Below are 5,250 nucleotides of genomic sequence, written 5' to 3' on the forward strand. Positions count from 1 at the left end.
ATTTGCAAATAGTTAGACGAATTTTTCAAACGATAACTAGCCTAGTGTTAACCCACTCTAAAAGTTAGAAAAGGTAAGGATTGGTGGATCCTTACCTTTTCGTTTGATGCAGTTTGTTTTTTGAATTCAGTTGAAGTTTAACACTTAACCACTTCATAGTCAAGTCGTCGTAGCATAAAAACGATATAAGTCATAGTAACATAAAAATGATATAAGTAATTATTTCACTTCATTTTCATATGCTTATAGTTTGATGTTCGACTTTTTCATAACCGTCATGGTGGGTGTTCTTACCTACTACATCTGCAAATGGTTAGACGAATTTTTCAAACGATAACTAGCCTAGTGTTAAACCACTATAAAAGTTAGAAAAGGTAAGGATCTGCCAATCCTTACCTTTTCATTTGATGCATTTTGATTTTCGACTTCAAATGAAGTTTAACACTTAACCTCAATATAATCAAGTCGTCACATATAGAAACTAGCGCAGTTTATTTTTTTCACTTCATATATTTAGTCTAAAAAAGGACTCGTGATGAGTCCTCTACATTAACAATCATACTGAGTGAATACGTCACTAACTGGTAAATCGTTTTCGATGTTTTCAATTGTATGTGCAAGTAATCCTGCAACAGATACAGAAACAAGTTTATCAAATTTCTTTTCTTGTGGAATTTCGATAGTGTTAGTAATAACAACTTCTTTTGCCGCACAAGTAGATAATCTTTCAATAGCAGGTCCAGAAAGTACACCGTGAGTACATGCAATATATACATCCTTAGCACCTTTCTGTTTTAACATATCAACACCAGCTGTAATAGTACCAGCTGTATCAATCATATCATCAATTAAGATACAGTTCTTACCTTCAACATTACCGATGATACCCATAACTTCAGCAACGTTTGGTTTAGGTCTTCTCTTATCGATGATAGCGATAGGACAATCAAATGCTTCAGACATCTTACGAGCTCTAGTAGCTCCTCCGTGGTCAGGTGATACAACACATAAATCCTGAACCTTCTTCTTACGGAAGTATTTGATTAATAGTGGTAAAGCCTGCATTTCATCTACTGGAATATCAAAGAATCCCTGGATCTGAGCTGCATGTAAGTCAACAGTTACAACACGGTTAACACCAGCTGTAGTTAATAAATCTGCAACTAACTTAGAAGTGATTGGCTGTCTAGGTTTAGCTTTACGATCCTGTCTAGCATATCCGAAATATGGAATAACTGCAGTAATTTCACGAGCAGAAGCACGTTTTAAAGCATCAGTTAATACTAAGATTTCCATTAAGTTTTCAGTTACTGGATTAGAAGTAGACTGAACAATGAATACGTCCTTACCACGAACAGATTCACCGATTTCACATAAGATTTCACCATCTGCGAAGTGATGAACTTTGCAGTCTCCAACCTTAGTACCTAAAATGCTTGCGATATCCTGAGCTAATTTCTTGCTTGAAGATAAAGAAAATACTGTAATTTTGTTTCTCATATGTGTCCCCTTTTTTTATTTCTTGTTTCTTTCGTTATAAATCTTCATACGTTTTTCTTCTAAAACCTTTGCATAGCCAGGTTTATTCACCTGTCTAGCACGTGCGATAGACATTGCACCATCTTCTACATTTTCTGTTACAGTAGATCCAGCCGCAACAAATGCGCCTTCACCAACAGTCACTGGTGCAACTAAATTTGAATTACATCCAATAAATGCATTGTTTCCAATAACAGTCATTGACTTATTCTTACCGTCATAATTGCTTGTGATAGTACCACAACCAATATTAACGCCATCGCCTACTTTAGCATCACCGATATAAGTAAGATGAGCAGACTTGCTTCCCTTACCAAAATCAGCTTTCTTCATTTCCACAAAGTTACCAATGTGTACATTCTCTCTAATATGACAATTAGTTCTTAGTCTTGCATAAGGACCAATATCAGTACCACTTTCTACAACAGAATCGCTTAATACTGAGAACTTGATTTCCACATTATCCTTAATATCTACATCTGTAAATTCACAATAAGGACCAATATGACAGTGTGCCCCTATAGTAGTATGTCCCTTGATAATACAACCTGGTTCAATGATTGTATCTTTACCAATCACAACATCAGTACCAATATATGTGTTATCAGTATCTACAATAGTTACGCCATTTAATAACCAGTTCTTATTTACTCTCTTCTGAAGTAACTTAGTTGCTTCAGCAAGCTGAACACGGTCATTAATGCCTCCTACTTCACTGAAATCCTGAATCTTATAGCCATCAACCTTCTTGCCTTCTTCATTCATGATTCCAATTAAATCTGTAATATAATACTCACCCTGAGCATTGTTGTTTGTTACTTTCTTTAAAGCTTCAAACATTGATTTGTTATCAAAACAGTATTCACCTACGTTCATCTCAGTGATATCCATCTGAGATTCCTGTAAGTCTTTGAATTCTACAATTCCTGTTACCTGGCCATCTTCCTTAATAATACGACCAAATGGAAGTGACAAGTCACAATCACATGTCATTACAGTACCACTATTCTTACCATTCATATGATAATCAATAAGTCCCTGTAATGTCTCTGCAGTAATTAAAGGTGCATCACCATTTAATACAAGAGTGATTCCTTCTTTATCCCCTAGAACACTTTCTGCCATCATGACAGCATGTCCAGAGCCTTTCTGCTCTTCCTGTAAGACAGTAGTGACGTCGTTATCTAACAAAGCCTTGACCTGGTCAGCCCCATGTCCAACAACAACGACTGTTTCTGCGATATCTAACTTCTTTAATTCATCCACCACATGATTGATCATTGGTTTATATAAAACTTCATGAACAACCTTAGGTGCATCTGACTTCATACGAGTACCTTTACCCGCAGCTAAGACAACTGCATAAACTTTCATCGACATATCTCCTTTTTTTCCCTTACATTCTAGCAAAATTCAATTCAAAATAAAAGAGAAAAGGCGCAAGTTATCCCTTTTTCCTTTTCTCTGGATAGTAAATCTGTGTTTTTATTGCAAAACTATATTTCTTTTTAAAATATGGAAGCACTTTATCAATTAATTCAGGATCTTGAGTCATACCAAAAACAGATGAACCACTACCTGACATAAGAGCACCATCAAAACCAAAGTTCATCATATCATCCTTAATAGACTGGATATCCTGTACCATCTTAATAGAAGGAGCTTCTAAAGTATTACCTAAACAATCTACAACACCCTGATAATCATTCTTTTCAATTGCATGCTTCATTAAATCAATATCTGGATGAACAGCAGTTTCTATATCTAAATCATCAAAACATTTCTTTGTAGAAACACCTTTCTTAGGTTTTACAATCAATAAATGACAATTAAAACGTGAACGATCAATAAAATGTAGATTTTCACCAATACCACCTACAACCGCAATACGATTCCATACACAAAATGGAATATCTGCACCAATCTCTTTACCCATTTCACACATATCCTGATAAGACATACGTAAATGGAATAAACTGTTCATTGCACGGAAGATGGCAGCACCATCGGCACTTCCTCCACCCATTCCAGCTTGAGAGGGAATATGCTTATAACAGTGGATTCTTACACCACTTTGGATATCAAACTTCTTGATTAATGCATCTGCTACCTTATACATAATGTTACGTTCATCAGTAGGTACACGGTATGTGTTTGTAGTAATTTCTATACCTTTTTCAATAGGATCAATAAGAATCAAATCATGAAGACCAATAGGAGCCATAATCATATTTAATTCATGATATCCATCTTCTCTTTCACTTACTACATCTAATGCAAGGTTTATTTTCGCATAAGCACGAATCTTCATAGTGTATGACCCCTTTCTAGTATTCTTATATAGTCATCAATGTTTAATTCCTCAGCACGTTTATTAACAGGAATACCACATGATTCTAATAATTCTTTTGTTTGATCATGATATAAAGACTTTAAGTTATTATAGAGTGTTTTTCTTTTTGCGGTATAACTTGCCTCAATAAGATCAATCAATTCCTGTGATATAACACGTTCTTTATGAATAGAAATAACAGCACTATCTACATGAGGTGCTGGCATGAATACATGTCTAGGCACATTCAATTCATATTGAACATCTCCTACATAATCAATCATCATCTTTAAAGGACTCTTTTCTTCAGAACAGAGTTTTAGTGCGACTTCCTTTTGTACCATAGCGACTAAACGATTAATAGGTGTAGAAGAAGATACAATCTTTGTGATGATTTTAGAAGTAATATAATAAGGAAGATTTGTGACAACACAGATATCCTTATAGTCCTTTAGTTTATTACATGCTTCTTCTAAATCAGCTTTCATAAAGTCCTGGAAGATGATTTCCACATTATCATGTCCTTCTAAAGAGAATGATAATACTTCCTTTAAACGTTCATCTATTTCAAAGCATAATATTTTACCAGCTTTATTAGAGAGCTGTTCTGTAAGAGCACCTATACCAGGTCCTATTTCAATAACTGCTGTCTCCTTATCCAGCGAAGCATGATCTGCGATACTTTGAATAATACCTGGATCTACTAAGAAGTTCTGTCCATATTTCTTAGAAGGCTTTAAGTTAAATGTATTTAATATAAATTCTGTATTTGATTTTTTTGCGATATTTTCCATATCATTTATTATATAGGATATGTAAAGAAAAGACCATTGAGTTCCCTGAAAAATTCTTCTATAATGGTCGAAAAGGTGATGTATATGGATAGAAAAACAAGAATAATGGAAATAATAAGTAGTAGTGATAAACCTGTTTCAGCAAGTAAAATTGCGAAAGAATTAGGTGTTTCTAGACAGATTATTGTAGGAGATGTTGCATTACTAAGAGCATCGGGAGAAGATATTACTGCAACACCTAGAGGATATATATTAGAAACAAATAGAAGTAATCATTATACAATTGCAGTAAAGCATAATAATGATCAATTAGAAGAAGAATTAAATACTATTGTAGATTTAGGTGGTAAGGTTGAAGATGTAATAGTAGAACATCCTCTTTATGGAGAAATCAAAGGAAATCTTCATATATATTCACGTTATGATGTATCTAAGTTCATGTCTGCAGTAAAGGATCATGATATCGCACCTCTTTCTCTATTAACAGATGGTGTTCACTTGCATACAATTACAGCACCTGATGAAGAAACATTAGAGCGTATTAAAGAAGCACTGGATGAAAAGCATATATTATTAAAATAATAG

5 protein-coding genes are annotated in these 5,250 nt (G+C 34.2%); 1 reads left to right on the top strand and 4 read right to left on the bottom strand.

Going from position 1 to position 5,250, the window contains the following annotated elements:
• Positions 1–549: 549 nt before the first annotated feature.
• The 4 genes from B2S90_RS05855 to rsmA all read right to left on the bottom strand — a co-directional run bounded on the left by B2S90_RS05855 (position 550) and on the right by rsmA (position 4,665).
• Complete coding sequence (locus tag B2S90_RS05855; RefSeq protein WP_278780757.1) at positions 550–1,500, bottom strand: ribose-phosphate diphosphokinase; 951 nt, start codon at positions 1,498–1,500, stop codon at positions 550–552.
• 15 nt (positions 1,501–1,515) lie between these two features.
• Positions 1,516–2,913, bottom strand: coding sequence for a bifunctional UDP-N-acetylglucosamine diphosphorylase/glucosamine-1-phosphate N-acetyltransferase GlmU (gene glmU, locus B2S90_RS05860; protein ID WP_055234087.1), 1,398 nt, complete (start codon positions 2,911–2,913; stop codon positions 1,516–1,518).
• 70 nt (positions 2,914–2,983) lie between these two features.
• Positions 2,984–3,850 carry a 4-(cytidine 5'-diphospho)-2-C-methyl-D-erythritol kinase gene (gene ispE, locus B2S90_RS05865; protein WP_279079758.1) on the bottom strand — a complete coding sequence of 289 codons (867 nt, stop codon included), beginning with the start codon at positions 3,848–3,850 and terminating at the stop codon, positions 2,984–2,986.
• Positions 3,847–4,665, bottom strand: coding sequence for a 16S rRNA (adenine(1518)-N(6)/adenine(1519)-N(6))-dimethyltransferase RsmA (gene rsmA, locus B2S90_RS05870; RefSeq protein WP_055234089.1), 819 nt, complete (start codon positions 4,663–4,665; stop codon positions 3,847–3,849). Before rsmA ends, ispE begins: the two co-directional genes overlap by 4 nt.
• A gap of 84 nt (positions 4,666–4,749) precedes the next feature.
• Here rsmA and B2S90_RS05875 point away from each other — a divergent pair, with 84 nt between their 5' ends.
• Positions 4,750–5,247, top strand: coding sequence for a transcription repressor NadR (locus B2S90_RS05875; protein ID WP_278860523.1), 498 nt, complete (start codon positions 4,750–4,752; stop codon positions 5,245–5,247).
• Positions 5,248–5,250 lie beyond the last annotated feature (3 nt).

This window comes from Catenibacterium sp. UBA627 (assembly GCF_002299355.1).
In the GTDB taxonomy this organism is placed as follows: Bacteria; Bacillota_I; Bacilli_A; order Erysipelotrichales; family Coprobacillaceae; genus Catenibacterium; species Catenibacterium mitsuoka.